The 24114-nt window shown below is 46.9% G+C and carries 19 protein-coding genes; 7 read left to right on the top strand and 12 right to left on the bottom strand.

All coding sequences use genetic code 11. The annotated features are described in order from the left end of the window. Window positions 1-502 precede the first annotated feature (502 nt). Window positions 503-784 carry an ATP-dependent Clp protease adapter ClpS gene (clpS, locus tag JGK07_RS08055; protein ID WP_193976163.1) on the top strand — a complete coding sequence of 94 codons (282 nt, stop codon included), beginning with the start codon at window positions 503-505 and terminating at the stop codon, window positions 782-784. 253 nt (window positions 785-1037) lie between these two features. Here the strand turns inward: clpS and JGK07_RS08050 are convergent, their stop codons facing one another. Beyond that, window positions 1038-1373: an RNA-binding protein gene (locus JGK07_RS08050; RefSeq protein WP_293185195.1), complete on the bottom strand. Its 336-nt coding sequence runs from the start codon at window positions 1371-1373 to the stop codon at window positions 1038-1040. A 285-nt stretch (window positions 1374-1658) separates the two neighbouring features. Then, window positions 1659-2936 (bottom strand): hypothetical protein, encoded by a 1278-nt coding sequence (locus JGK07_RS08045; RefSeq protein ID WP_293185196.1) that lies wholly within the window; start codon window positions 2934-2936, stop codon window positions 1659-1661. Window positions 2937-3729: 793 nt separating this feature from the next. On the opposite strand from JGK07_RS08045, the gene murF reads away from it, so the two are divergent. Both murF and JGK07_RS08035 read left to right on the top strand, forming a co-directional pair. Beyond that, window positions 3730-5112 carry a UDP-N-acetylmuramoyl-tripeptide--D-alanyl-D-alanine ligase gene (gene murF / locus JGK07_RS08040; protein ID WP_293193059.1) on the top strand — a complete coding sequence of 461 codons (1383 nt, stop codon included), beginning with the start codon at window positions 3730-3732 and terminating at the stop codon, window positions 5110-5112. 158 nt (window positions 5113-5270) lie between these two features. Next, complete coding sequence (locus JGK07_RS08035; protein ID WP_293193061.1) at window positions 5271-5909, top strand: Uma2 family endonuclease; 639 nt, start codon at window positions 5271-5273, stop codon at window positions 5907-5909. A gap of 94 nt (window positions 5910-6003) precedes the next feature. Here the strand turns inward: JGK07_RS08035 and JGK07_RS08030 are convergent, their stop codons facing one another. From JGK07_RS08030 to rpsB, 8 genes are all read right to left on the bottom strand, one after another. Then, a complete protein-coding gene (locus JGK07_RS08030; protein ID WP_293193063.1) occupies window positions 6004-6438 on the bottom strand; it encodes a hypothetical protein in 435 nt (144 codons plus the stop codon). Window positions 6439-6716: 278 nt separating this feature from the next. Continuing rightward, window positions 6717-7361, bottom strand: a complete 645-nt coding sequence (locus tag JGK07_RS08025) for a Uma2 family endonuclease (protein WP_293193065.1) — start codon at window positions 7359-7361, stop codon at window positions 6717-6719. Window positions 7362-7446: 85 nt separating this feature from the next. Beyond that, window positions 7447-8082, bottom strand: a complete 636-nt coding sequence (locus JGK07_RS08020) for a Uma2 family endonuclease (protein WP_293193067.1) — start codon at window positions 8080-8082, stop codon at window positions 7447-7449. A 380-nt stretch (window positions 8083-8462) separates the two neighbouring features. Next, window positions 8463-10547: an elongation factor G gene (fusA, locus tag JGK07_RS08015; protein ID WP_293185202.1), complete on the bottom strand. Its 2085-nt coding sequence runs from the start codon at window positions 10545-10547 to the stop codon at window positions 8463-8465. Window positions 10548-11391: 844 nt separating this feature from the next. Continuing rightward, the gene (gene recG, locus JGK07_RS08010; RefSeq protein WP_293193069.1) at window positions 11392-13878 is read right to left on the bottom strand and encodes an ATP-dependent DNA helicase RecG; all 2487 of its coding nucleotides are present in this window, start codon (window positions 13876-13878) and stop codon (window positions 11392-11394) included. A 167-nt stretch (window positions 13879-14045) separates the two neighbouring features. Further along, entirely contained in the window at window positions 14046-14987 is a 942-nt protein-coding gene (locus tag JGK07_RS08005) for a hypothetical protein (protein ID WP_293185204.1), read from the bottom strand. Between the two features lie 708 nt (window positions 14988-15695). After that, window positions 15696-16358 (bottom strand): translation elongation factor Ts, encoded by a 663-nt coding sequence (tsf, locus tag JGK07_RS08000; protein WP_293185205.1) that lies wholly within the window; start codon window positions 16356-16358, stop codon window positions 15696-15698. Between the two features lie 420 nt (window positions 16359-16778). Then, on the bottom strand, window positions 16779-17606 hold the full coding sequence (rpsB, locus tag JGK07_RS07995; protein WP_293185206.1) for a 30S ribosomal protein S2: 828 nt from the start codon (window positions 17604-17606) through the stop codon (window positions 16779-16781). A gap of 731 nt (window positions 17607-18337) precedes the next feature. Here rpsB and JGK07_RS07990 point away from each other — a divergent pair. Further along, complete coding sequence (locus JGK07_RS07990; RefSeq protein ID WP_293193071.1) at window positions 18338-20545, top strand: cation:proton antiporter; 2208 nt, start codon at window positions 18338-18340, stop codon at window positions 20543-20545. A gap of 98 nt (window positions 20546-20643) precedes the next feature. Here the strand turns inward: JGK07_RS07990 and JGK07_RS07985 are convergent, their stop codons facing one another. Continuing rightward, window positions 20644-20775: a hypothetical protein gene (locus tag JGK07_RS07985; RefSeq protein WP_293185208.1), complete on the bottom strand. Its 132-nt coding sequence runs from the start codon at window positions 20773-20775 to the stop codon at window positions 20644-20646. Between JGK07_RS07985 and JGK07_RS07980 the strand changes: the two genes are divergently transcribed. After that, window positions 20767-21276, top strand: a complete 510-nt coding sequence (locus tag JGK07_RS07980) for a hypothetical protein (protein ID WP_293185209.1) — start codon at window positions 20767-20769, stop codon at window positions 21274-21276. The genes JGK07_RS07985 and JGK07_RS07980 overlap by 9 nt on opposite strands. A gap of 130 nt (window positions 21277-21406) precedes the next feature. Here JGK07_RS07980 and fraC read toward each other — a convergent pair whose 3' ends face one another. Then, window positions 21407-21928, bottom strand: coding sequence for a filament integrity protein FraC (gene fraC / locus JGK07_RS07975; protein WP_293149108.1), 522 nt, complete (start codon window positions 21926-21928; stop codon window positions 21407-21409). 239 nt (window positions 21929-22167) lie between these two features. Here fraC and JGK07_RS07970 point away from each other — a divergent pair, with 239 nt between their 5' ends. Beyond that, a complete protein-coding gene (locus tag JGK07_RS07970) occupies window positions 22168-22794 on the top strand; it encodes a DUF3038 domain-containing protein (RefSeq protein WP_293185212.1) in 627 nt (208 codons plus the stop codon). A gap of 2 nt (window positions 22795-22796) precedes the next feature. Further along, the gene (locus JGK07_RS07965) at window positions 22797-23969 is read left to right on the top strand and encodes a DUF4335 domain-containing protein (RefSeq protein ID WP_293185213.1); all 1173 of its coding nucleotides are present in this window, start codon (window positions 22797-22799) and stop codon (window positions 23967-23969) included. Window positions 23970-24114: the final 145 nt, after the last annotated feature.

Here is a 24114-nt window from a genome sequence, read left to right as displayed (position 1 = left end):
TGAATTCATAAGTCAGATTGAACACTTGCATCACCTCCTTGTTTGATTTTACCCAATTTCTACAAAATGGCAACAGGATTTCTAGAATAAAGTAGTCCTAGAAGGACGAGGCTCTAACCCCCTAATTTTGGTAGTTTTTTATTTTTAACCGATCTTGCGTCTCTATTATTATGACCCTAGACAGGGGGCGGCTGCGGGCTTAGGACACTTCTTCTGGGTTTGGTATGGTTGACAGCTCGCGATCGGCTAGGCGGCTGCCTTGTCTGAATCTGGAAATTTCAATAAAATAACTGAAAGTGAGATACTCTATCACAGCGGAGGAATCCAGCTCAAGATTGTCGATCGAAATTAATGCGATACCAGCTTCGTCCTAGTTCGAGATCTACTGTTTTAGGTGTAAGCCTATCTCAGCAACTTGGGTTGATGAACGAAGAATCCCCTCGCATCAACGGCAGGGAGTGTCAAAAATTTTAACATCCTACAAGTCAGGAGGTATAGATTAGTGTCTGTCGAAATTATTCAAAAGCCTTCTACAGTCCGCAAGCTTGCGCCGCGCTACCGCGTGCTGCTGCACAATGATGATTTCAATCCCATGGAATACGTGGTGCAGACTTTGATGGCGACGGTACCCAGTCTGACTCAGCCACAGGCTGTAAATGTGATGATGGAAGCCCACACCAACGGGCTGGGACTGGTGATTGTTTGCGCTCTCGAACACGCTGAGTTTTATGCTGAAACGCTCAACAATCACGGATTGAGCAGCAGCATCGAACCTGATGATTAGAAAACTAGAGGCACCTGAAAGTCTTAACCCACCGAGTTTTTAACTCATATTGAATAGCCTCATACCAAAAAGCCAAGGGACTAACCTTGGCTTTTTGGTATATTTAATGCGGTCGATCGCCAGACTGGAAGAGTAAAGGTTGGGAGCAACCGGGCCGGAAATTATTCGGACGGTGGTTCAAAGCTAGGTGGCCTCGATCCCAAATTTCAGCTCTCCAATCTCAAATCTCGATCGTCGGAAATTAATTAGGAAATTAATAACGTCCGCCGCCGCCGCCGCCACCGCCGCGACCAAATTTGCCTGGGCCGCCGCCGCCCCGGTTGCCGCCGCCCCGGCCGCCTTCATCTTCGCGGGGCTTAGCTTTGTTAACTTTGAGATCGCGACCCATCCACTCTGCTCCGTCGAGAGCAGCAATCGCTGCATCTTCTTCGGCATCTGTTGACATTTCTACAAAACCAAAGCCGCGGGGGCGACTGGTTTCTCTGTCGGTAGGTAGATGTACTCGCTTAACGGTTCCGTATTCGGCGAAGACGGTGGTGATGTCTTCTTGGGTAACTTGGTAGGATAAGTTACCGACGTATATCGACATGAGGAATAACTCCAAAAATTAGACAGTGCAAAGATTTCAGTTTCGGAGAGTCCCCTGCCGATACAGAAGGGCAAGTTTTTAAACAATTCTGTAGCAATGAACAAAGCCTGCAACCGAATCTGATACACTTGGAATTTTAACACAGAATGGCGTCTTTTGAGTAGCTTTGGCCACTTAATTAAGTCGTTACAATTCAATCTCAAACTTTGAGGGTATTCAGAAACCGGATTTTGAGCTGTGATGTTTTGTCAAACTCGAACGCGAGAAAGTTCTGGGACAGACCGGCTACCGCAGGAAAGATACGTCTAGATTCCCAAAATTGGTACTCAAAGCGAGATTCAGGTTTTCCAAGGCTTTGACTAACCACACCAGGCCTTCTCGGGTACAAAATTCGTAGTGACCGAACAAAATTGCCAACCGCTTTTCTAGATAGGGCTTGACTTTGCCACAAATTAGCACGATTTTCAGCAGCAAACCTGTGGTTTGGGTGGGCCCGAGGTTGGAGATCAGGTCGATGAAGACAAAGTGGTTGGGCCGCGCAGGACTCTCTACTACTAAAAAGTTCAATAACTGGCTGCAAGTTCTGATCGTTAAAAATTCGTTGAACTTCTGAGCATCGTTGTGGGGAAAGGTATTTTGTAGTTGTTTATACAGTTTTTCGTTAAATTGACGTTTGCCGTAGCCATCGTCGGTGACGGAAGAAATTAGGTATTCGTATAAGTCGTCTTTAAAGGATCTGTAGGACACACTTGTGCTGGTGTTCGCAATGAAGCGGCCGGCTAGCTGTCGGTAGGTATCGGCTCCTTCGACTTTTCCGACAAATTGCTTGAGGGCAAAGAACAGCTCTGGGTCGCTCAACAGCGTCGGGTTTTTTATAGTCTGTATACTTCTGCCGAAGGAGATTGAGGTATGCCGGCGGGCTGCTTGGGCTTTTCTCACTTGGTGAGCAACGTATTGTGAGAGGTCGATTTCAAATTGCTGCTGCTTTTGAGCTTGGATTTTTTGAATGATTTTTTGCTGTTCGTAGGTGCTGTCGTCGCTGAGGAGGCAGTGTTTGTAGAGGTAAGGGTATCGGGGAATTAAGGTTCCGAGGGCTAGGCTGGCGGGAGTTTTGCCGTTGCTGTCTTCATTACTGTGGGTGATGACTTTGGCTAAGCGTTTGAGTGTGAGGTATTGTTCGCTTTGGGTAAATTGATTGACTAATTGGGGGATGGAGTGAGTAGGGCGCGATCGACTATATCGAGATAATATTTTGGGGGCTTCTTCAAACAGAGCGATCAATTCCGGGATAGCTGCTTGCTTTCCGGGGTATGTTTGCCAGCGGTTGATCAGGATGTGGCAGCAACGGTTGAGGATGTATTTGAATTCTTGTTCGGCGTAGGGTGAGGCTGCTATTTTTTCGAGTGCTTCAGCGATGGTGCGATCGCGATATCCGTTACCGTAGATAAACAAAGTGCGAAAACGGTCGATTAGTTCGATCGGCTGCTCTACTTGTACCAACTCCAGCCAGTGGTTGTAAAGTAGCTGTTCTTCTTCCTGGCTCTGTCTGTTATAGTCGTTCACTGTGGATTAACCCTCCAAAAGGATTGGGCAGGAGCTTTAAGCGCCATTGGCAGATATGAATTGGCAGATGAAGCACCACAATTAAGTCAACCGATTTTAGATTTTAGATTTTAGATTTTAGATTTACTCCACAGATTCATCTGGAAGCTTCAACTGTAGTCTAAAATTTTAATCTCTCCCCGACTTAGGTCGAGGGCTTGTATCCGTTGTTGGGTAGGGTCAACCGAGCTTCTCGCCTCCCGAGGCTTAGGGGTGGAAGTGGCGATCGCCTTAAGCAGATCTTTTTTACTTAGTTAAACTATTTGTCAACACCAGCATGACATGAATTGTTTGCAATTAGCAAGGCCTAAAATCACCACAAACTTTGTAAATTATTGGTAAAGATTGTGGGTGTGTTCTAAATAATTTATGGCTGGGCAGAGGATTTATTATTACCCGAAAGAATTGGTTGAAAGCCCCAAGCCTGCTCGGGAGAAATTAAAATCAGACTATTCATTACTCCAATCCTCGGACTTAAGGGTAGATGTCGCTCTCAAACAGTCAACTGTCAACTGTCAACTGCCAACTGTCAACTGTTGAAGAGTGCCAAGGTCAATCCTAGTCGGCATCCCCCTGTTATACCATTTGCGATTGGCGATTGGCGATTTGCGATGGGAATGACTGAGGACTCTCAGGGTTTAGATTCCGGGCAAAGCAGTTGCATTCTTTTTTGAACTGGTGTCAGTTAAATGTGAGGTGGGGCGAGGTAGGATTAGCTGTGAAAATAATGATTTGAAATGTGAGTGCTGGTAATATGGTCTGTCGCGTAAGTATCGCCCAACTTGCTGAAATTTTAACTGTACCTTTGCTTGCTGTGTCTGAGGACGTTCTGACAGTTGTAGGGACAGGTATTGCTACAGATACGCGCACCATTGAGGGGGGCGAAGTATTTTTAGCGCTGCGGGGAGAAAATTTTGACGGGCATCAGTTTGTGGCAAAAGCCCGGGATTTGGGAGCGATTGCTGCGGTAGTCGATCGCACTTACCAAGCAGAAGTTCCCAATTTTCCGCTGTTGCGCGTTGACGATACTTTAAAAGCTTACCAGGCGATCGCCCGTTGGTGGCGCGACCAATTCAGTATACCGATAATTGGTGTTACTGGTTCAGTAGGTAAAACTACTGCCAAAGAATTAATTGCGGCCGTTTTATCAACCAGCGGAAATGTTCTGAAAACTCAATATAACTACAACAATGAAATTGGAGTCCCGAAAACTCTATTAGAGCTTTCGCCGACCGACAATTATGCTGTAATTGAAATGGGAATGCGCGGGCTAGGAGAAATTGCGCTGCTGTCGCAAATTGCGCGTCCTACTGTGGCGGTAATTACTAATGTAGGAACGGCGCATATCGGGCGCTTGGGTTCGGAAGAGGCGATCGCCCAAGCTAAGTGCGAACTGTTAGCGGAAATGCCTGCTGAAAGTATTGCTATTCTCAATCACGATTCTGACAGATTAATGGCAACTGCGGCGCAAGTTTGGCAGGGAAAAACTTTAAGTTACGGATTAGAAGGCGGCGATTTGTGCGGGAAATTGCTGAATAATGATACAATGCTTGTAGAAGGTGTGGAATTGCCGCTACCGTTGGCTGGAAGGCACAATGCTGTAAATTATTTGGCGGCTTTGGCGGTAGCAAAAGTTTTAGGGATTAAGTGGGAAGTTTTACAACAAGGTTTGTCCGTGCAGTTACCGGATGGACGGGCGCGCCGCTACGATTTGCTTTCTGATGTTGTGATTCTGGATGAGACTTACAATGCTGGTTTGGAGTCGATGTTGGCGGCGCTGAGATTGTTAGCGGATACTCCGGGAAAGCGCCGGATTGCGGTGTTGGGTACGATGAAGGAATTGGGCGAAAGGGCGATCGAATTTCACCGACAAGTAGGAAGGGCGGCGCGGGATTTAAACCTCGATGCTTTGTTTGTGTTTGCGGATTTTGAGGAAGCGGCGGCGATGGCGGCGGGTGCGGCGGGCGTGCCTTTTGTGGAGATAGGAGATATTACGGCGCCCGATGGGCGGGAAGATTTAGCAAAGCGGTTGTTGGGATTTGTTGAAAAGGGCGATCGTATTTTATTTAAAGCTTCTCATTCAGTGGAATTGAATCGAGTTGTCCAGAAGTTCCGTGCCGATTTTGCAGGCCAATAACTAGCAATTTGGTTCGTAGTGAGGACTTCAGTCCTCTCTCGTCGGATGCGGACTGAAGTCCTCACTACAAACCTATGTTTGAGATGATATGATTTAGTTTAAAAGTGCGATCGCTACGCCCCGGCTTGCGCCTACGAACTCTTCACCAAAGTAACCCCATGATTGCTAAAACTCTCAGTCCGCCCGAACAAATAGTTGAGCTATCGAATATCAGTTGGCAAACTTATGAAACTTTGCTTGCCGAAATCGGCGATAGGCCAATTAGACTGAGATACAATCGCGGCAATTTGAAAATTATGGTGCCTTCTCCTGAACACGAAATTTACAAAAGAGTAATAGGTCGATTTGTTGAAACATTAGCTGAAGAATTAGATGTGAGAATTGAACCTCTGGGTTCTACGACATTCAAACGTCCTGAACTCATTGGTGTAGAACCGGATGATTGTTTTTACATCCAGAATGCTAGTGCAATTAAAGGCAAAAAACGACTCGATATGAGTCAATATCCGCCCCCGGATTTAGTGGTGGAAATTGATGTTACCAGCAGATCCGACAATACCTTGCAGATTTATGCCGATCTGGGAGTGCCGGAAGTTTGGATTTACAACGGTTCGCGGCTCAGAATTAACAGATTGGACGATCGAGGGTATGTCGAGTGCGAGATCAGTTTAGCATTTCCGAGTGTTGCTATTTTAGAGATTGTCAGTTTTTTGGCACAGGCGGAAACAATGGATTATTTGGAATTAGTTAAAGCATTTCGGAATTGGGTAAAAAGCCAAATTAATCAAAATCAATAGTCCTGTTTATTTTAATCCTGGATGCAGATCGGAAACCGCTTTTTTTGACGACAAAACTTGATTGTGACCCGCAGATTGTGTAAAATTTTATCCCTCAATATCCCGATCGCTCTAACGGCTCGATTTCAATATCTGGAGCAATCTCAATGGCTGCAAGTCTGGCATTCTCAACTATCGTATTTCCCATTATTGTATTGTGTACTGCCTCAAACTTAGATTCGGCTTCCGAAATTTCTTCGTAGTGTACAATCACATGATAATATTTATTAATTGGTTCTCCTGAATCTGAAAGTTCCACGGCAAGGGAATCTATATTCTGAGACTCTTCTGCTTTTTCGCGATATTCGTCAGCTAAATGTTCTAGGGCGATCGCGATCGCGTGTTCTTTCGTTTGTCCGTAAAAATTCATGGTATCATTGGGGCGATCGCTCAGAGATGATGATATCTGACACAGATACTGCCCGTTTGATTGAGCGCAAACGGCGATCGCAATTGTACCAGTAGTGCGATCGGGATTTATTTCGGCCATTTCAACCTCGCTATCTCATGAAATAAACTTGCTAAATTGTATCCGGGTCAATATTTAATTTTCGCAGTTTTGCGGCCAGGCGATCGGCACGTTGCATCTCTATCAAAATTGAGATGGAGGAGAAGAATAGCGATACGGTTTAAGATATGGAAGGGCGAAATTAAGGTAAATTCGAGGAACTCCGCCCGAGTCATCGTTCCGCGTCAGTCAGCGTTCATCTGCGGTTGCTAAAAAGAGCCTCAAACGCAACCATCCCGATCGTGAATCGCCCTTTTCTTTTATTCCCCGGACTGAATTTGACTCCTCACCCACTCCCGGAATAACCGCAGCAAAGCATTTTCCTTGGTAGTCCTCCTCAATTCCAAAAAGCGCAGCATCTCAACTTGCGACAAAAAAGGAAAAGTCGGAGAAACATCTCTTTCTACATATTCCTGTGCTTCCAGTTGATAAATTATTAAACGATTTCCGTCGTAGCGCCAAACTTCCGGCACCCCTAAACTTGCGTATAAAGAAAGGCGATCGATCGAACTGCTAGTCACGTCAATTTCCACTACTAAATCTGGTGGCGGATCTTGATTGAGATCGATTTGTTCTTTGTCCCAAACCACATTCTCATTTTGGATATAGTAGCACTGATCCGGCTCCAAACCGCGAGCCAAATCCTCGCGCCGACAAGTTAGAGAACCCAAACTCCGAATTTCGATGTTTAATTCTTCACTCACACTTTCCACAAAACGGCCTAAAATTTTCTTACTACCTTCATGGGGTGCTAAAGGAGTCATAATTTCTAATGTTCCTCGATCGTAAGTCAGGCGAATTCCTCCGTGTTCCCCTAACTCATTCAGCAGGGATTCGTAAGTTTTCCAGCTAATGTTGTTTAGCAGAATTCCGCTAGTTTGATTCTGGATCAGGGTGGCTGTCATGGCTACCTGCCTGGGTTGTAGATTATTGATTGTATCTTAGCAAACACGATCTTGATTGAGGGGCGATCGCCCTCCTTCAGTCTCTTTACTGAATTTGACTCCTCACCCACTCCCGGAATAACCGCAGCAAAGCCTTTTCTTTTGTAGTCTGTTTCAGTTCCAAAAACCGCAGCATTTCAAACTTCGACAGAAAAGCAAAAGTGGGAGAAACCTCGCACTCTGCGTATTCATTGCCTTCTAAGTGATAGATGATTAAACGATTGCCATCGTAGCGCCAAACTTCAGGTACACCCAAACTTGCGTAAAGTTTGAGACGATCGATCGAACTGCTGGTAATGTCAATTTCAATAGCTAAATCCGGTGGTGGATCTTCATTGAGATCGATTTGTTCTTTATTCCAGACAACATCTTCATTCTGAATGTAGTAACATTTATCAGGTTCTAACCCCCGTTCCAAATCTTTGCGCTTGCAGGTTAGTGAACCCAGGCTGCAAATGTCAACATTTAATTCATCAGTTAGAACTTCAACAAAATTTCCTAAGAGTTCACCTGACTTTTCATGTGGTGCTGATGGAGTCATAATTTCTAAATTTCCGCGATCGTAAATCAGGCGAATTCCTCCGTGTTCCCCTAACTCATTCAGCAGGGATTCGTAAGTTTTCCAGCTAATATTTTTTAGCAGAATTCCGCTACTTTGATTCTGGATTAGGGTGGCTGTCATGGCTACCTGCCTCGGTTTTAAATTATTAATTGTATGTTAGCAAATATGATACTTGACTTATTTCATAAATCTGCGATCGCCCTTACGATACCGCCGATTAATATCAAATCCGCTCTCCATCGGCATGATTCATATCTCTATTCTCGGACTCTGTGTCCTCTGCGCCCTCTGTGGTTTAATCATTCCAGTCCAAGTGGAAACGATATAACGCAAATCAACGCAGATTTTTTTAAGAGTCCTGGACGCACCAATATCAAAGAAACCGGGTTTTTCACCTAATCTCGTCGCTACAGCGAAGGATGTTCGTGAAAAAACCCGGTTTCTGGCTACCTGTTTGTAGAGTACGATCGCACTATTCGATCGCACTTACACTCAACACACTACTTAGCAGCTTGACGCTCTTTCGCATCCTTAATCACTTCCTCAGCGATATTGCTCGGACAAGGAGAATAGTGCGAGAAAGACATCGAAAACTGACCGCGCCCAGATGTCATGGTACGCAAATCGCCAATGTAGCCAAACATTTCGCTCAACGGCACATCAGCCTTGATCCGCGCTCCTGTTTGTCCGGTTTCCTGAGCCTTCATCATGCCCCGGCGGCGGTTGAGGTCGCCGATGACATCGCCCATGTGATCGTCTGGGGTGAAGACATCGACATTCATGATCGGTTCCAGCAACTGAGGCCCAGCCTTGGGTACAGATTGGCGGTAGGCGGCTTTAGCAGCAATTTCAAAGGCCATTGCTGAAGAGTCAACCGGGTGGAAACCTCCATCAACCAGGGTGAATTTCAAGTCTAAGCAGGGGAATCCAGCCAAGACGCCCACATCGATGCAGCTTTGGAAGCCTTTTTGCACCGCTGGCCAATACTCTCTCGGTACGCTACCACCAGTTACTTTTGACTCGAACACGAAGCCGCTACCGACTTCACCGGGCTCGACGATATAGCCGATTTTAGCAAATTGACCTGAACCACCAGATTGTTTCTTGTGGACATAGTTGTCTTCGAGGCGTTTGGTGATGGACTCGCGGTAGGCTACCTGCGGTTCGCCAACTTCTACCTCGACGCCGTGGGTGCGTCGCAGAATGTCCACTTTGATGTCGAGGTGCAGTTCGCCCATGCCCTTGAGGATGGTTTCGCCACTTTCTTCGTCTGTGACCATGTGGAAAGATGGGTCTTCTTGTACCATCTTGGTGAGCGCGGCTCCCATCTTTTCTTCGCCTCCTTTGAGTTTCGGTTTGACCGAAATGGAGATGACTGGTTCTGGGAACACCATTGGCTCTAGGGTTGCGGGATTTTTGGGGTCGCAGATGGTGTGTCCGGTGCGGACGTTTTTCATACCTACGATCGCAATAATATCGCCTGCTTGAGCCGAATCAATTTCTTCGCGGGAGTTGGCGTGCATTTCTACCAAGCGGCTGATGCGCTCGGTTTTGCCTGTGGCGGTGTTGAGTACGGTGTCGCCTTTGGATATCTTACCGGAGTACAAACGGGTGAAGGTTAAAGCGCCGAAGCGATCGTCCATAATCTTAAATGCCAGGGCGCGCAAAGGGCCTTCTGGATCCACGATCGCGAAATTGCCTGTTTCCTCGCCTTCGAGATCCACCTCAGGCTGAGGCGTAACTTCCATCGGGTTCGGGAGGTAGTCAACGACTGCATCGAGTACCAACTGGACGCCCTTATTCTTAAACGACGAGCCGCAGTAGGTGGGGAAAAATGCCATGTCGCGGGTGCCTTTGCGGATGCACCGCTTGAGGTCTTCGATACTCGGCTCGTTGCCTTCGAGGTACTGTTCCATCAGGTTATCATCCTGCTCGACAGCCAGTTCGATCAACTGTTCGCGGTATTTCTCGACATCATCGACCATATCGGCCGGAACATCCTGAATTGTGTAGCCCATCGGATCGCCCGAATCATCCCAGATCCATGCTTTGCGGGTGAGCAAATCGACCATGCCGCAAAATTTGTCTTCAATGCCGATCGGCAAAACCATTACCATTGGTTTAGCTGCGAGGACTTTATCGACTTGCTTGACAACTCGGTAAAAATCTGCGCCCGTGCGATCGAGCTTATTGATATAGACGATACGAGCAACTTTAGAATCGTTAGCGTAGCGCCAGTTAGTTTCCGATTGCGGTTCAACTCCACCGGAACCGCAGAACACACCGATACCGCCATCGAGAACCTTGAGCGAACGGTAAACCTCGATCGTAAAATCGACGTGTCCGGGAGTATCGATGATGTTGAGCTGATGCTCGTTCCAGAAGCAGGTAGTAGCAGCGGATTGAATCGTAATCCCGCGCTCTTGCTCCTGTTCCATGAAGTCAGTCGTCGCCGCGCCTTCGTGTACTTCACCTATTTTGTGGATTTTGCCTGTCAGTTTCAGGATTCTTTCAGTTGTGGTGGTTTTGCCAGCATCTACGTGGGCGAAGATGCCAATATTTCGATAACGAGTGAGATCTTTCATAAATTACTGTTGAGATTAAATGCGACGAACCGTCGGCGACCACCTGCAAGCTTGACAAGCGAGGAATTAATTCTGCCTTACCAGCCTGTACTGGCTGGATTTCCTTTTCCCTGTTTTTCTCAGGACTATCTTAATTTTGACACTTCTGGGTCATTCCTGGGAAGGATTCTTGGATCAATAAGTGGCCCAAGCCTGACAACTCATAAAAATACCCTATAGCTAGGGCAAAATCCTCTCACAAAGTAGGTTGGGCTGAGGCACTCACGCCCAACAAATTCGCCTGCGCCACCCTTCGCCAAACCTGATATTTTGCATCATTCTCAGCAAAAGCTTATACAGTGGGTTTCTTGACAAAAAATAGAGGATTTTACTTGAGTCTGTCACAAGAAACCTGATTTTTGACATTCATGCCTGATGTTAGTAAATCTACTATAACATAAAATAGCGGAATTTGTGTCATCATAAACCGATATTTTATACTTTTGTCCATAAGGTTTGTAGTGAGGACTTTAGTCCGCATCAAAGAGAGAACGAAAGTAGTTTTGTAGTGAGGACTTTAGTCCGCATCAAAGAGAGAACGAAAGTAGGTTTGTAGTGAGGACTTTAGTCCGCATCAAAGAGAGAACTAAGGAATGAGAATTAAATAACTTCCACAATTTTGTGGGATGGGCGTCCCGCCCGTTCAAAAAGGACAGGCGGGACGCCCATCTCACAATAACAATTAAAATTGTAAGTTATTTAATTCGCGATCCTAAAGTAGGTTTGTAATGAGGACTTTAGCCTGCATCAAAAAAAGGACTAAAGTCCTCACTACAAACCAATTTTACTACAGTCGTATTTGAGCCTAAGTCAAAATCGAGCCACTCATCATCCGTTGATATCGCCGTTCCAACTCATCCCGCACGACCGGCCATTCATCCAAAGTTTCATCATTCTCAATTACCATTTGCGCGGCCTCCCTCGCCAACTCCAAAACCTCCTGATCCTCCACCAAACTCGCCAAAGCAAAATCCGGTAAACCAGACTGTCGAGTTCCCAAAACCTGACCTGGGCCGCGCAATCTCATATCCATTTCTGCAATAAAAAATCCATCTTGAGATTGTTCTAAAACCTTCATTCTCTGCATAGCTTCCGCAGCCTTGGAACCGGGCATTAACAAACAATAAGAACGATTGCTGCCCCGACCGACTCGACCCCGCAACTGGTGCAATTGCGACAGTCCAAAACGCTCCGAATTTTCAATCAACATTACCGTTGCATTCGGCACATCTACTCCCACTTCCACCACAGTAGTAGATACTAAAATATCAGTTTCTTTGTCTCTAAACTTAGTAATCGCCTGATCTTTGTCAGCGCTACTCATCCTACCGTGGAGCAAACCTACCTTAAACTCAGGAAATATACTTTTTTCGAGTTTCTCTTTTTCCTCAATTGCCGATCGCACATCCAGCTTTTCCGACTCCTCCACCAGAGGCAGAACCACATAAACCTGACGGCCGCTCGCCACCTCCCGACGAATCAAATCGTAAGCCTGGAGGCGTTCTTTCGCAGACAGAACAGTCGTTTGAATCGCCTGCCGACCGGGGGGAAGTTCATCAATTTGACTCACGTCTAAATCGCCGTGCAGAGTCAGCGCCAGCGTCCGAGGAATGGGAGTTGCGGTCATCGTCAAAACGTGAGGAGATTCGCCTTTTTGCTGCAATTTAGCACGCTGCTGCACGCCGAATCTGTGCTGTTCGTCAATTACAGCCAAACCCAATTTATGGAAATTCACCGTATCTTGAATCAGCGCGTGAGTTCCTACTAAAACAGGTAATTCTCCGGTTTCTAACTGGCTGTGAATTTCCCGGCGCTTGGCTATTTTTGTCGAACCAGTTAACAGTTCGACAGACAAGTGCATCAAATTAAACCAGCCTACCAATTTCCGATAATGCTGTTCTGCTAAAACTTCTGTCGGCGCCATTAAAGCGGCTTGATAGCCGGATTGAATTGCTGCTAGCATTGCGACTACAGCGACGACTGTTTTGCCAGCGCCGACATCGCCTTGCACTAATCGGTTCATCGGCTGGGGCGAAGCTAAATCGTTGAGGATGTCGTTAATGACTCTTTCTTGGGCATTTGTCAGCGCAAAAGGCAAGATTTGATAGAACTGTTCGATCAATTTCCCGCTAGGAAGGATGACTGCGCTAGCTTGAGCTTTTCTTTGGGTTTGGCGGCGCTTTAAAAGGCCTAATTGCAGGTAGAAAAATTCGTCAAAAACTAAGCGGCGGCGGGCGGCGGACAAGCAATCGCGATCGAGCGGAAAGTGAATGTTTGCCACCGCATCGGCTAAACCCATTAAGCCGTAACGCTCGCGCAAGTCATCCGGTAGCGATTCCGGTAACAGTTTCGCGGCCGGAATTGCGGCTAAGATCGATCGCCTCACCGAACCCGCATCCACCCCTTCCGTCAGCGGATAAACAGGAATCAGGCGGCCGACTTTCATAGATTCGATCGCACCGCCGGAGTCATCTAATACTTCCAACTCAGGATTTTCTAGGGTAATGCCATACTTACCCTGCTTTACCAACCCCGAAGCAGCAAGTATCGCACCAGTACAATACTCGCGCTTTTTGAATTCTTGCCAGCCGCGATTGCTGTAGCGAGGCCCGGCAAAAAAGCGACTGATTTTAATTTCTCCGGTACTGTCTTTTAAAATTACTTCTAATATCGTTAATTTCTTATTTTTAGGGCTAGAAAAGCAATTGCAGCGCTTTACTTCGGCGATTAAAGTAACAGTTTCCCCTGCTATTAACTCGCGAATTCGTACTTGCTTTGCATAGTCGATGTGGTTGCGGGGATAGTAGTAAAGCAAGTCATATACGGTATCTAAACCGAGTTTTAGCAAGCGGTTGCCGTTGGCGGGGCCGATGCCTGTCACGCGGGTTAACGGTTGATCTAGCGTCAGACTGGGGGGTGGAGGTGCTGTGTTAAGGGGTGCGGTTCGGGGAACTGAAACGGCTGGAGTGATTGAATCGGTGGCATTTTCAGGTCTGACTTGTGTCGTTTGTTCTTCCCAAACTTGCTCCATTTGTCTGAGGAAACTGACTGTAATGGCGATCGAATGTTGGCGCCCTTCGAGATCTTTCTGAGGGTAGATGTCAAATTCCACAGCAAGTTCTCTGGCGCGATCGCGCGAAGAACCAGTGACAGCGCCTGCAAGTTGTCTCAAGCTGAGGCCGAGAAACTCGCTAAAGCGGTATTGACTGCCTTGGATGTCGTTAAATCCGCGATCGGCTTCTACGGAAAGAGCTTTTTGCAATCGCTGCCATTCTGGTTGGTTATTAGTCATCAGTCATTAGTTATTAGTCATTAGTCATTAGTCATTAGCGCGAGCGTCCCCGATCGCGAACGTTATTAGTCATTAGTCATTAGTCATTAGTCATTAGTTATTAATCATAGCTCAATAATTCCAGACAATTGTCAACTGTCAACTGTCAACTGTCCACTGTCCACTGACTAATCTTCAAACCAACTCAACCGCCAAGCCGACTCAGCCTCCACCACCGCCATTTCCCGCTGCTTTTTCTGGTAATCGCGACCGAGGGAGTTCAACTTTGCAGAGAGGTTGCGAATTTGTTGGCGCCAAGCCGATGTTCCCGGATCGGCAAACTCTATTTCCGACAACCGCAGTTTAATTGCTGTAATGTGCAAAGCATTAATACCGGGTCTTTTTCCCAAGTTTGGCGGTGCTGGTGAACTATCTGTTTCAATGATTAAGCTTAATAGGTTAGGTGGGCCCGCCACGCTGTCGGCGGACAATTCAGCAGCAGAAGCAGCTTCTAGAACCTGTTCTGGCAATTGACTGGGCAAGATTTCCGACTGTTGGAGCAAGCGGTTGGTGTCGCGAGACAGCAGCTTGAGAATCTGGGCGATCGACTTTTCAATACTATTTTGCCAGCGCGCCAAACTTTGCGGGGAATTGGCAATTGGTAATTGATTGTTTGTTGCTGGAAATTGATAGTTAATAGCGGAAAATTCGTTGTTTGCCTCTATTTCTTCCTCGACGAATTCGTTTTCCTCGATTTCTTCCTCGCCAAACTCGTCTTCATCTATTTCTTCATCTATTTCTTCATCTATTTCTTCCTCTTCCTCTTCCTCTTCCTCTTCCTCTACTTCTGATTCAGTCGTGAGCGATCGCAATTTTTCTTGAGACGCCGCAGCCAAACGCCTTACAGACTGCTGCATTTTTTGTCGCCCGTCGAAGGACAACTTGAGAAACGACTCCGGCACCGCTTGAGTGCAAAGGTGATAGCAAGCCAAAATCAACTGCTGTCGCACCGCTTGTCCCAAGGCAGTTAAATAACCATCGTAGGTACTGCGAAACTCTAGATTCAAGGCTGCTAAAGCCTCTTCGAGTCCTGCCAAATCTTGCTCTATGCGCTCTCTGGATCCCACCATATATCCCCTATAAAATTCAAATAGGACGATCGGCAAAACAACCCGATTTTTGCCACAAATTGTCTGATTGTCGAGTTAATTCTGGTTAGAAATCGGCTATTGGTTTCAACAATCGCCTCAAACCTTTTTATCTTTTTTATCTTTCGGTTTCCAGCCGAGTCTCGATTCCCCTCACATCTCCCGGATAGTCGTAAAATATCGCTAAAATATCGGCTCTTGGGTACGTAGTTGCGCTTCAGCGATCCGGCGCTAATTTACGGTACAAACGACTCAATGTGAAAACTCGATTCCCCTCACATCCCCCGGATAGTCATAAAATATCGACTCTTGGGTACGTAGTTGCGCTTCAGCGCTCCGGCGCTAATTTACGGTACAAACGACTCAATGTGAAAAAATGAAACAACTAAGTTAATCTTCTGAATTTTCAAGTTACCCATTTTCATACCCGGATCGAGCAACGCCCTCTTTCGGAATATTATAAAGAGCGCTAAAGCGCAACTACGTACCAAGAGCGCTAAAGCGCAACTACGTACCAAGAGCGCTAAAGCGCAACTACGTACCAAGAGCGCTGAAGCGCAACTACGTACCAAGAGCGCTGAAGCGCAACTACGTACCTATTTCTGTAGTCGTGTAAAAACTAAAAATTAAAAATGCAAAAAAATTAGGTTTTCACATTTTTAATTTTTAGTTTTTAATCTAAATTTTCGATTATTGAGCAGCACCCATTTGGGCGGCCACTTCATCGGCAAAGTTAGCTTCTACTTTCTCAATGCCTTCGCCCAACACAAAACGGACGAAACGGCGGACTTGGACATTTTCGCCAATTTGGGCGATCGTTTGTTTGACCAACTCTTCCACCGAGATATTTTGATCTCTAATAAAAGGCTGATCCATCAAACATAACTCTTTCATCCGCTTGTCAATCCGCCCTTGAACAATCTTTTCTTTGATATTGTCCGGCTTGTTGCCCAAGTCATCTTTGCCCATTTCAATTGCCTTTTCTCGTTCGACAATTTCAGCGGGGATATCTTCAACTTTCACGTATTCCACATTCGGGCAAGCTGCAATTTGCATTGCAATATTGCGTACTAAACTTTGGAATTCTTCGCGCCGTGCCACAAAATCTGTTTCGCAGTTAACTTCCACCAGCACTCCCACGCGGCCGCCCGTGTGAATGTAGCTGCCTACAAGTCCTTCTGAGGCAACCCGTCCTGCTTTTTTGTCAGCCCCAGCCAGACCTTTTTTCCGCAGCCACTCAATTGATGTTTCGATATTGCCATCGTTTGCGGTGAGGGCTTTTTTGCAGTCCATCATCCCCGCGCCGGTTTTGTCGCGCAGTTCTTTAACAAGTTTTGCAGATATGTCCGCCATCTTCTTTAAGTTCCCAATCAAAATTAGTTATTAGTCGTTAGTGCGAGCGTCCCCGCTCGCGAACCTTATCATTAGTCATTAGTCGTTAGTCATTAGTCGTTAGTGCTGTCCCCGCTCGCGAACCTTATCATTAGTCAGGAGTGCGAGCGTCCCGCTCGTGAACCTTAATGTTAATGATTAGACAAGAGTTAAGAAATAGCAAGTCAGCCTTCTGGCGGATTTGGTAGGTGTAGAACCCTAATTAATTTTGGTGTTCACACTGCGGAATGCTTTTGTCAGAAATCTACTAATGACCGAGACTAATGCCATTTACAATTAAAAATTAAAAATTAAAAATGTCTAACTAAAAATTATGATTTTTAATTTTTAATTTTCAATCTTTAATTTTTAATTGCTTGGTGTCAGATGCCGATAGCAATACTAGCTTTCGGTTTCTTCGCTGTCAGTGTCGCCGTCCTCGGGATCTACATAATTAGGGTCATCCAATTCTTCGATTTCGCCATCATATTCGGCGCCTTCGTAACCACCTTCGTAGTCGTAGTCTTCGTCAGAGTCGCCGCCTTGTTGACCGTGACGACCTTCGTAGATGGCATCAGCCAACTTGCCGACAATCAGTTTGATCGATCGAATAGCATCGTCGTTTGCTGGAATCGCAATGTCAACCAAATCCGGGTCGCAGTTGGTATCCAACAGAGAGACGATGGGAATTCCCAGCTTTTGGCATTCCAACACAGCATTATACTCGCGGCGTTGGTCTACTAGGACAACTCCGTCGGGAATCTTACGCATAGTTTTGATTCCGCCCAGATACTTCTGGAGTTTTGCCATTTCTCGGCGCAGCACGGAAGCTTCTTTTTTCGGCAACAAATCTAGGGCGCCGATTTCCTCGCGGCGCTCCAAATCCTTGAGGCGCTCGACGCGGGACTTAATCGTTGTCCAGTTGGTGAGCATTCCCCCCAGCCAGCGCTGGTTGACGTAGTAAGCACCGCAGCGTTGAGCTTCTTGGGCTACAATCCCGGCAGCTTGGCGCTTTGTACCGACGAACAAAAACTTTTTACCTTTTTCGGAGGCCACTCTCATGTACTCGTAGGCGTCTTCCATAAGCTGAGCGGTTTGCACGAGGTCGATGATGTGAACCCCGTTGCGCTCTGTGAAAATGTAGGGAGCCATTTTCGGGTTCCACCGACGGGTTTGGTGTCCGAAGTGAACCCCTGACTCTAACATTTGAGCCAAACTAACTACTGGCATTGTATTTTTAACTCCTGTATTCGGGTTAATCCTCCACCCGGTCGTATTTCTGAGGGTTTGCGCCCTCGAAACACCCGAAAACCCGGATGTGCGAATTTAAACAACTTTTCTAGTCTATCACCAGAAGCACCACTTTTTCTGACTATCTTAGATCCGTAGGGTAGGGTTTTCCGTAGGGTTGCGTGGACGGTGTGCACCGACTTGAGCGATGCCATTTTTCCAAAATCATGCAACTGTAGGGAAGATCCCAACCCATGACCAGTAAATCATCTCCCAATCTAAAATCCAAAATCTAAAATCTAAAATGGTATGAGATGTAGTCGGCGGGTTGGGTGCGGGGGGCGCACGATACGGTTAGAGTTACTAGCAACCGCTTCTGAAAAAACCAAAAATCCAGGTTCGAGGTTGCAGAAGCTTTTGTGAGCTTGTGAGAGAATGGCGTTGAAGCTGCGTGTCTTGTGCCTTCTTTCGTTCGATCGAGCTTTTATCGATTTTATTCGATCGGCAATTCTGTCGGCTTTACTAGAAAAAATTGGTTTAAACGCAACCCTTCTAGGGAGAAATTAAAATCAGACTATTCATGAGTCCAATCCTCTTCCTTTCAGGTAGAGGTCGCCCTCATCCCTTCTCTAAGCGAGCGGGTAAGCTGTCAACTGTCAACTGTCAACTGTCAACTGTCAACTGAATGCCACGCCCTCTCGATCCGCAAAAAACCTAAAGCTAAAAACGCCATGCCCATCCCCATTCTCGTCCTGCTTGAAGTTCTAATTGTCATCGCACTTTCTCGACTTGTCGGCTTAGCATTTCGAGCGATCAAACAACCTCAAGTTATTGGAGAAATTGTAGCAGGAATTATGCTCGGGCCTTCTCTCCTCGGTTTGATTGCACCAGATTTAGGAGCAGCACTTTTTCCAGCGGAGGCCGTTCCTTTCCTCAACGTGTTATCTGAGGTAGGGCTAATATTTTTCATGTTTTTGATTGGTTTAGAACTCAATCCTAAGTATCTAAAAAACAATTTAGATGTAGCAATTTTAACATCACACGTCAGCATTTTAGTGCCATTTTCTCTGGGAAGCTTCCTAGCACTGCTGTTGTACCCGATAGTTTCAAATAATAGCGTTTCGTTTACAGCATTTGCGATGTTTTTGGGCGCTGCGATGTCAATTACTGCCTTTCCGGTGCTGGCAAGAATTATTACAGAGCACAACTTGCAGAATACCAAATTGGGGACGCTAGCTCTGACTTGCGCTGCGGTAGACGATGTGACGGCATGGTGTTTGTTGGCGGTGGCGATCGCAGTTACGCGCACTAACTCGATGGTTGGGGCTTTACCGACAATTTTTGAATCTATAGTGTACATCGGTTTCATGCTGACTGTAGTCCGCTGGTTCTTGCAACGGCTTTCCAAGCACTACAACCGCACCGGCAAGTTATCTCAATTAGTGCTATCCGGCATTTACATGGGAGTTGTAGCATCAGCTTTAATTACTGAATGGATCGGCATTCACTTAATTTTCGGTGCGTTTTTGCTGGGTGCTGCCATGCCAAAAAATGCCGGACTTACCAGAGAATTAGCTGAGAAAACAGAAGATTTTGTCCTGATATTTCTGCTGCCAATATTTTTCGCTTACAGCGGTTTGCGGACTCAAATCGGCCTGCTCAATAGTCCCGAATTGTGGCTGCTGTGCGCGGCAGTTTTGGGAGTAGCAATTATTGGAAAATACTTCGGGACTTACGTTGCTGCCCGAGTCTGCGGCATCAGCAACCGCGAAGCTTCAGCGCTGGGGTGGATGATGAATACTCGCGGTTTGACTGAACTGATTGTGCTGAATATCGGTCTTTCTCTGGGGGTGGTTTCGCCGCTGCTATTTACGATGTTAGTCATTATGGCTTTAGTGACAACTTTTATGACTTCGCCACTGTTGGAGTGGACTTATCCGAAAAAGCTGATTCGGTTAGATATCTCAGAAGTAAGTTCGGATGATGATTCAGAATTAAAAGATTCGCCAATGGGTGGAGAAAGCGAAGAAATTAATAGAGAATTGCTGCCCAAGTATCGAATTTTAGTCCCGGTTGCTAATCCCAGCACGCAGAAAGGTTTGCTGCAATTGGCGATCGCCCTGGCGCAGCCTGCTGCGGATACAGGGGGTAGCGATTTGCAGTCGGCGGCGGTTCATCCTCTGAGTTTGATCGAATTAAATGAAAATTATGGTTTTGAAAGTACGCCCGTAGAAGCCGATCGCATTATTCAGGAACGCCGCTCGAAATTATCAGAATTGATAGAGAGTTTGGAATTGCCGGATGCGAAAAAATTCGTGCACCCAATCATTCGGGTTACTAAAGATGTGGCGCGGGAAACGGCGCAAATTGCGGAACTCGATCGCGCGGATTTGATTTTGGTAGGATGGCACAGGCCGACTTTTAGCAGCAACCGTTTGGGAGGGCGTGTCGGCCAAATTCTCAGCAACGCTACTGTGGATGTAGCAATTTTTGTTGACAGAGGTAGGGAACGGTTGAATAATTTGTTAGTGCCTTATGCGGCAAATATTCACGATGATTTAGGGTTGGAATTGGCGCTGAGACTGTTGGTTAATAGCGAGGAACGTCGTTTGACGGTGCTGCGGGTGGCGGTTGACGGGGCAGAGGGAAATGAGCTGAGTTATGAGTTTCAGCGAGTTATGGATCGGTTGCCGGTAGAAGTGCGATCGCGCATTGAAACTCCGATTGTGGAGGCTGCTGAGCCGATTCAAGCGGTGGTGGCGGCTTCTGCTAATGCTGATTTGACGATCGCGGGTACGAGTCGGGAGTGGGGAATTGAACGCCAAACTCTCGGACGGTATACTGATGAATTGGCGGTGCAGTGTCATTCTTCGCTGCTGATTGCGCGCTGTTACGTGAAAGTGCGATCGCACTTGGCTTCGGTACTTGTTGACAGTTGACAGTTGACAGTTGACAGTTGACAGTTGGCAGTTGACAGTTGGCAGTTGGCAGTTGACAGTTGGCAGTTGGCAGTTGGCAGTTGGCAGTTGGCAGTTGGTTATTTGTGAGGTGCTACCAATTCCCAATTCCCAATTCCCAATCCCCAATTCCCAATTCCCAATTCCCAATTCCCAATTCCCAATTCCCCATTCCCAATTCCCAATTCCCCATTCCCAAGATTATGAATCATTTAAGCCTTAAATCCCTGGCATTTTACGGGATTGCGATCGGCTCGGTTTCGCTGCTGTTTAAAGTGGTAACTGCTTACGGCGAAACAAGTTTAAAAGCGGCTCCGGCAATTGCGGGAAGTTATCGCTTTGATGCTAAAAGTTTGCCGGAATGTCTGAAATCTGATACTTTGACCTTGACAATCGAGCAATCGGGTGTTTATTTGAGCGGTAATTTGCGATCGGGTAACAGCGAGGGCGATCGCGCAAACACAGCCGAGGAGAAACCTTCTTTAGCAGGGAAGTGGGAAAATCAAGGATTGAGCTTGTCGGGTGTCGTACCTAATTTAACGGGTTGCAGCGAGTCCGCTGCGATCGGTCAAAACAGCTATGTTAAACTGCGAGGAGTTGTGGAAAAAGACAGCCTCAACGGAAAAATTAGTCTGACGGATCGGGCGGCGGCTACTAATTTTACGGCTCAAAAAGAAGCGGTGGCGAAACCTCAGCAGAAGCAACCACATTAAAGGTGTTGATTTCAATCGCACCGTCAGAAAACGGGTAGAAGCCCTGGATAGATCGGGCTCCAACCTAAAACTTTCGATCGAAGAAGTTGAAGATCCAGATTTATCTGTGGAGTAAATCTGAAATCTAAAATTAATCGATACTTTGGAAAAATAACACGGTTAGAATCAGGCAATTACTAACAGTGTGAGAGATGAAAATTGCTCCAAATTGGGTGGTGACTTTAAAACTTCTTTTCGGAGGACGGCGGGTGAGGGTGAATGAGCGTTTGAATTCAGTAGGAACAGCAGTTTTTTTCTTCCCGTATAGCGTGTTTTCTAACAGTTCTAATGCTTGCCATTTTGCGAGAAAAGTCACTAGCAGTATCGAGAGGGCGATGCCAGTTATTATGAAGTAAAAATCTCGCTCGCCTCCTAATAATATATAATCGATCAGCCGTTCCCGTAAATCTTTTGAAAGCACGCTTTCAAGGCCGAAGAAGACTAGCCAACCGATACAAGTGCAAGAGAGATTGAGGATGGCTGCATATTCAACGCTGGTTTTGGGGCCGAGTTTCAGTAGCTTTTGCAAGAACCATGATTCGATCGCGATCGCCAAAAACATGGCTAGAATTTGTACCAACACAGTCCGAAACGGGAAAACAGTTGCAATCATTAGTTTTGCTCCTATGTCTGCTTCCCGATCGTACCTGACACACTACAAAACCGCTGTATGCTCCAGCCCCTCTTTGAAGAGCGATCGCTCTTCTGGTGACACTTAAGCCACTAGCCGCCAATGGTGCTAAAGTGAAGTCAGAATATAGAACTGAGCGATAAAAATAAAATATCCCAGAGGAGTCTCGGGTTCAAAAATTACCTGGGCCAAGACCCCGCCTGTCCGTATAGTGTGTTGAAATGGATGTTGCCGTGATCTTAATGCCGTCAGAAACTTCGCTTACCGAGTCAAACCCGTTGATTTTAGACAGTTTGCCAGATTTGTCGCCGAATGAGGGTGGGTGTCCCCGCCGGACTAGATTGCAAATTGATTTGATGTTGCTGGCGATCGAGGCCTTGTATCTCGGAGGTGCGGAAGAAATGCTGGCAGTGTCCAAGGAGCTGGAATTGGAGTCAATTGTCAAAAATCGCGTTGCCTTTTGGCAGATGCGAAATACTAATCCGCTGAGACGCTATGCCCAACGCCGCTCCCTGACAGTTGTGGAGGCAAAGGCGCTGGTGGCGATCGCCTGTAATATGGCGCGCAAGTTAACTGCGACAATTCGGCAGTTGCTGCTAGATTCGCAGCAGTTGCGATCGAGAAATCTTCCCCTCAGTCAGAACTTGCAGCTTGCCGAGTATTTAGAACGTTTTCGAGCTCATTTTCGATCGCGCATGAACCCCAAGCGATCGGTGGTTGTAGCTTACGATTCCGATGACAAGCTCAACGAACTAGCTTTAAACTTGTTGAGCAAACTGCTATTTTGTACAGGCACAGCCGGAATGCAGCGCTTCTGGGTTAGCCTGTTTGATGGAGAAATTGAATAAAAATGACTATTAGGCGTCAGTACAGTCTGCCAAATTGCACCCTGGTTCTAGAAGGGTTGAGCGATGGCTCGGCAGCCAGCCAGCTAGAAATGCGGCCGGTGCTTTCGATATTAATGAGCGCTGAATGCTATGTGACAGGCCTCGGTGAGCCCCTCAATGGGGGACGGGAGTTTTTTGAAAGCTTGGTGAGGACTGTCAGCAGCTACGCTCAAGAATTTATGAGCGGAGTGCATTATCCCGATCGCTATGGCCCGAATTTGGGTATGGTACAGTTGCACAGAATTGACGGGAATTCCCACCGTTTGACCGTTCTACCCGCCGGATCTGACAGCGCCACCCAAATCGATCAAAAAACAGAACTGTCGGCACAGGTAGATTTGACGACGGTACAGCTATTTGATTTGGTAGAGGCGATCGATCAATTTTTTGCCGACACCCAGACGTTGCCAGAATTGTCGCTGCAATTAACCCCAATTTCCAAGCGTTATATCAAGTCTGCCGAACCTTTGGCGAAGCGCAGTTTGCCTGCGGTGGTGGGGGTGTCGAGTTTGGCTTTGGCGGCGATGGCGTTTTTCTTGGTACCAGTGCCGGAAGTCCAGCGCCCGAGAGATCCAGTGCCGCAGCCCAATCGGGCCGGCCAAAATCTCGGCACGCCGAATTCCGGTGGTTCGGGTTCGCCGAATCCCAATCCCACGCCTGCGGCTGACGGTTTGCTTGGGGATAAAACTCCGAAAGTTGTTGAATCGAGTTCACCAACTCCGAGCACTTCGCCGCAGTCGGACACTTCACCCTTGGCCACACCGCAGTCAAACATTTCGCCGGAAAGCACGCCCACTCCTGTTGCTGAAGGTTTGGCAAGCCCTGGGGCGGCAGCCGTGCCGATTACCGATACGGCCGAAATCGATCTGTTGAAGGGGAAACTTTCCCAGCAAATTGATGGAGTTTTGAAGAATCAGCCTGCTGTTGATGCGGAGTTGGTTTATCGGGTGAGTGTGGCTAAAGATGGGGCGATTGTCGGTTACAAGTCGGAAAATTCCGCAGCAGTCGATCGATCCGAAGCGCCGTTGTCCGAGTTGCTTTACAAACCGGTTGGTACTAGGCCGCCTGCGGAACCGCTGGCTGATTTCCGAGTAGTTATTGCACCGGGCGGTACTGCGGCTGTCACTCCTTGGTAAAGGGTTTGTAGTGAGGACTCGGCGGTTGGAAACCGCGTCTACACACACAAAACCCGCCTCCGCGGGTTGAAGAAAAGACGGCGGTTAAAATCGCCGGATTCGTAGAAGACTCGGCGGTTAGAAACCGCGTCTACACAGACAAAAC

Origin of the sequence: Microcoleus sp. PH2017_24_DOB_U_A (assembly GCF_020738205.1) — a bacterium.
Taxonomy (GTDB): Bacteria; Cyanobacteriota; Cyanobacteriia; order Cyanobacteriales; family Microcoleaceae; genus Microcoleus.
This window is presented reverse-complemented; position numbering and strand designations above follow the sequence as displayed.

Bases quoted from the DNA above. Each gene is read 5' to 3' on its own strand.
- JGK07_RS08050 (WP_293185195.1), bottom strand. From the start codon at position 1,373: ATGTCGATATACGTCGGTAACTTATCCTACCAAGTTACCCAAGAAGAC.
- murF (WP_293193059.1), top strand. From the start codon at position 3,730: ATGGTCTGTCGCGTAAGTATCGCCCAACTTGCTGAAATTTTAACTGTA.
- JGK07_RS08035 (WP_293193061.1), top strand. From the start codon at position 5,271: ATGATTGCTAAAACTCTCAGTCCGCCCGAACAAATAGTTGAGCTATCG.
- JGK07_RS08030 (WP_293193063.1), bottom strand. From the start codon at position 6,438: ATGGCCGAAATAAATCCCGATCGCACTACTGGTACAATTGCGATCGCC.
- JGK07_RS08025 (WP_293193065.1), bottom strand. From the start codon at position 7,361: ATGACAGCCACCCTGATCCAGAATCAAACTAGCGGAATTCTGCTAAAC.
- JGK07_RS08020 (WP_293193067.1), bottom strand. From the start codon at position 8,082: ATGACAGCCACCCTAATCCAGAATCAAAGTAGCGGAATTCTGCTAAAA.
- fusA (WP_293185202.1), bottom strand. From the start codon at position 10,547: ATGAAAGATCTCACTCGTTATCGAAATATTGGCATCTTCGCCCACGTA.
- recG (WP_293193069.1), bottom strand. From the start codon at position 13,878: ATGACTAATAACCAACCAGAATGGCAGCGATTGCAAAAAGCTCTTTCC.
- JGK07_RS08005 (WP_293185204.1), bottom strand. From the start codon at position 14,987: ATGGTGGGATCCAGAGAGCGCATAGAGCAAGATTTGGCAGGACTCGAA.
- tsf (WP_293185205.1), bottom strand. From the start codon at position 16,358: ATGGCGGACATATCTGCAAAACTTGTTAAAGAACTGCGCGACAAAACC.
- rpsB (WP_293185206.1), bottom strand. From the start codon at position 17,606: ATGCCAGTAGTTAGTTTGGCTCAAATGTTAGAGTCAGGGGTTCACTTC.
- JGK07_RS07990 (WP_293193071.1), top strand. From the start codon at position 18,338: ATGCCCATCCCCATTCTCGTCCTGCTTGAAGTTCTAATTGTCATCGCA.
- JGK07_RS07980 (WP_293185209.1), top strand. From the start codon at position 20,767: ATGAATCATTTAAGCCTTAAATCCCTGGCATTTTACGGGATTGCGATC.
- JGK07_RS07985 (WP_293185208.1), bottom strand. From the start codon at position 20,775: ATGATTCATAATCTTGGGAATGGGGAATTGGGAATTGGGAATGGGGAA.
- fraC (WP_293149108.1), bottom strand. From the start codon at position 21,928: ATGATTGCAACTGTTTTCCCGTTTCGGACTGTGTTGGTACAAATTCTA.
- JGK07_RS07970 (WP_293185212.1), top strand. From the start codon at position 22,168: ATGGATGTTGCCGTGATCTTAATGCCGTCAGAAACTTCGCTTACCGAG.
- JGK07_RS07965 (WP_293185213.1), top strand. From the start codon at position 22,797: ATGACTATTAGGCGTCAGTACAGTCTGCCAAATTGCACCCTGGTTCTA.